General features: G+C 32.7%; 5 protein-coding genes. All 5 read left to right on the top strand.

Annotation, left to right across the window (positions count from 1 at the left end):
- Nucleotides 1–407: hypothetical protein (locus C7H19_RS26060; RefSeq protein ID WP_181280748.1), on the top strand; the 407-nt coding region annotated here is incomplete at its 5' end.
- 33 nt (nucleotides 408–440) lie between these two features.
- A complete protein-coding gene (locus tag C7H19_RS24990) occupies nucleotides 441–1,058 on the top strand; it encodes a hypothetical protein (RefSeq protein ID WP_106459607.1) in 618 nt (205 codons plus the stop codon).
- 134 nt (nucleotides 1,059–1,192) lie between these two features.
- Nucleotides 1,193–1,468 carry a BrnT family toxin gene (locus C7H19_RS24985; RefSeq protein ID WP_106459606.1) on the top strand — a complete coding sequence of 92 codons (276 nt, stop codon included), beginning with the start codon at nucleotides 1,193–1,195 and terminating at the stop codon, nucleotides 1,466–1,468.
- Complete coding sequence (locus C7H19_RS24980) at nucleotides 1,458–1,643, top strand: hypothetical protein (protein WP_106459608.1); 186 nt, start codon at nucleotides 1,458–1,460, stop codon at nucleotides 1,641–1,643. The genes C7H19_RS24985 and C7H19_RS24980 overlap by 11 nt, the downstream gene beginning before the upstream one ends.
- Nucleotides 1,644–1,896: 253 nt before the next feature.
- The gene (locus C7H19_RS24975) at nucleotides 1,897–2,175 is read left to right on the top strand and encodes a ribbon-helix-helix domain-containing protein (RefSeq protein WP_106459605.1); all 279 of its coding nucleotides are present in this window, start codon (nucleotides 1,897–1,899) and stop codon (nucleotides 2,173–2,175) included.
- The last annotated feature ends 124 nt before the right edge of the window (nucleotides 2,176–2,299 follow it).

Genomic DNA, 2,299 nt, shown 5'->3' with positions numbered 1-2,299 from the left:
GACACTTAGCCAATACACCAAGAGTACAAGGACTATACAAAGTTCCCAATCGGGAAGGAGAAGCCGAAATTTTCTTCAGCCAAGAAGAAAAAACCAAATCAAAAGTTTTCTTTAGAAAAGGGGAGTACTGGAGATATGGTACAAATTTCTATCAACTTGATTATCAAGTCAAAACTCGTTGGACAGCCAGACTCAAATATAAGTTTGAGTTATTAAAATTTTTTCGGGCGAAAGCGGGTGGGGAACATAAAAAATACTTATCAATTAAAGAGATTGAAGTATTTTTCTCTCTTGATTGGTTTGGAAAATTGAATTTAGAAAAACTAATCTCGATTAGGAATTTTAATAAATTCAGAAAAGAAGTAGCCCGCCAACTCGAAGAACTAAAACGGCGGCGAACCATGTAGGACAAAAATAAGATTTAAAAAGAGGACACAATCATGTTTAACTACGATGACAAATCATGGCGTATTTACGGCGCACCTGAAAGCTATTTCACTGATAAAACAACTATCGAAATCCCTAGCAAATATTTAAAAATTATCCAAAAAACGATTGATTTTTTAGAGGATGGCGGAAAACCCCCAATTACAAATACTGATAATTCAAATTTAAAAAAGCTAAAATATTTTATTAATAAAGAAAAACCCGAACAAGATTCGCTATATCTTATCCCTTTAGCAATTTATAAAAACAAAATTGGAAAATATAATTATGAATTTTATCTAACTAAAGAAGATATTAAAATTCTTTTAAGCTATAAATTTGTTGTTGATGCTGAAACTTTAATGCACGTTTTAAACAAACTAGAAGTTAAAACTAAAAATAATTATAGAATAAACTTAAATTGTATTTATAAATGGAAAATACTAAACACACAAGATTGGAAAGATAGGTATAAAAAATTATTAACCGAATATTGGAACTGGAATAATAATAATCTTAAAGCTAGAGAAATAAAAGATGAAATAATAAAAGAACTAGATTCACCTAAATATTATTTAGTATTTGAAGGAATTAAAAAATTAATTGAAGCTAACCACTTAGAAAATTCCTAAAATATTGTACATACATTCATTTAATGTATTAATAATCGTACTTTTCACACCATGAATAGTATTTATGTATTAATTAATCAACTTCGAGCAACAACGAGAGAAAATCGAACTCAACCACCATTCGGATTAAAATAATGAGTCAGATTGAAGGTTTTGAGTGGGATGAGAAAAAGCGTTGGTCTAACTTAAAAAAACATGGCATTGACTTTGCTGATGCTTATCAAATTTTCTCCGGAGATATACTAGAAATAGAAGACCAAAGAAGCAATTACGGCGAAGAACGATTTTTAGCCATTGGTGTTCTTGACGGTCAAGTTCTTGCTGTCGTTTATACATTACGAGGTGAGCAAATCCGTTTAATTAGCGCAAGAAAAGCAACTAAAGATGAAAGAAAAATTTATGGCATATGACGTTGAGCAAAGCAAAAACAAAAAGGGTCAAACTGATTGGGAACGGCTTAGAGCTATGACTGATGAGGAGGCTTATCAAAATGCTCTAACAGACCCAGACAATCAACCACTTTCAGAATCAGATTTTCACTCACTAAAGGTAAAGCGAGTTAGTCGTAAATTAGGTCAAAGATAATTAATATATTGATAATCTCAGTTTTCAAAACATAGACAGTAGTTTTGTAGACCGCTACTCGACTTCAACATAATTTGATTTATCGAAGCGTGAGAGCCATAACGACAAGAGAAGCTGACACAGACTAGATACAGAACCACTAACAGAAAACGCGATCGCAAAAATTAAAGGCTGTATCCAGTCTGGCAGCTTTTCTCTTGTCTAGGTGTGTCACTAAGTGCTATACTAATTGTTACACCTAAAAACTAATACTATGGCAACGGACAAAAATCGAATCACAGCTTACATTAACGATGAAACTTTTAAGGCTCTTAAAGATTACTGTACACAAAACAATTTAAGCCAGTCCGCAGCAATCGAAGAACTACTACAAACAACTTTAAGAGTAACACCAAGTACAACACCTAGTGACACACTTAAAGAACAAATTATAGAAGAAGTATCGAGATATATTGACAATCGGTTTAACAATTTAGAATCAAAACTAAAAGAACAATTGGCGACCCTCCCACCACCCCACAAAAACTCTTAACAGAATTAAAGATAGCGGACACTGACACAGACTGGATACAGAATAAGGATCGCTACCAACAGTAATTAATCACTGTATCCAGTCTGGCAGTTAACCGCTATCCAATAAACTTATCGATCATGAC

Origin of the sequence: Aphanothece hegewaldii CCALA 016, assembly GCF_003007785.1 — a bacterium.
In the GTDB taxonomy this organism is placed as follows: Bacteria; Cyanobacteriota; Cyanobacteriia; order Cyanobacteriales; family Microcystaceae; genus Chroococcus; species Chroococcus hegewaldii.
This window is presented reverse-complemented; position numbering and strand designations above follow the sequence as displayed.

Excerpts from the sequence above, each read along its gene's own strand:
- C7H19_RS24990 (WP_106459607.1), top strand. The coding sequence starts at position 441 with ATGTTTAACTACGATGACAAATCATGGCGTATTTACGGCGCACCTGAA.
- C7H19_RS24985 (WP_106459606.1), top strand. The coding sequence starts at position 1,193 with ATGAGTCAGATTGAAGGTTTTGAGTGGGATGAGAAAAAGCGTTGGTCT.
- C7H19_RS24980 (WP_106459608.1), top strand. The coding sequence starts at position 1,458 with ATGGCATATGACGTTGAGCAAAGCAAAAACAAAAAGGGTCAAACTGAT.
- C7H19_RS24975 (WP_106459605.1), top strand. The coding sequence starts at position 1,897 with ATGGCAACGGACAAAAATCGAATCACAGCTTACATTAACGATGAAACT.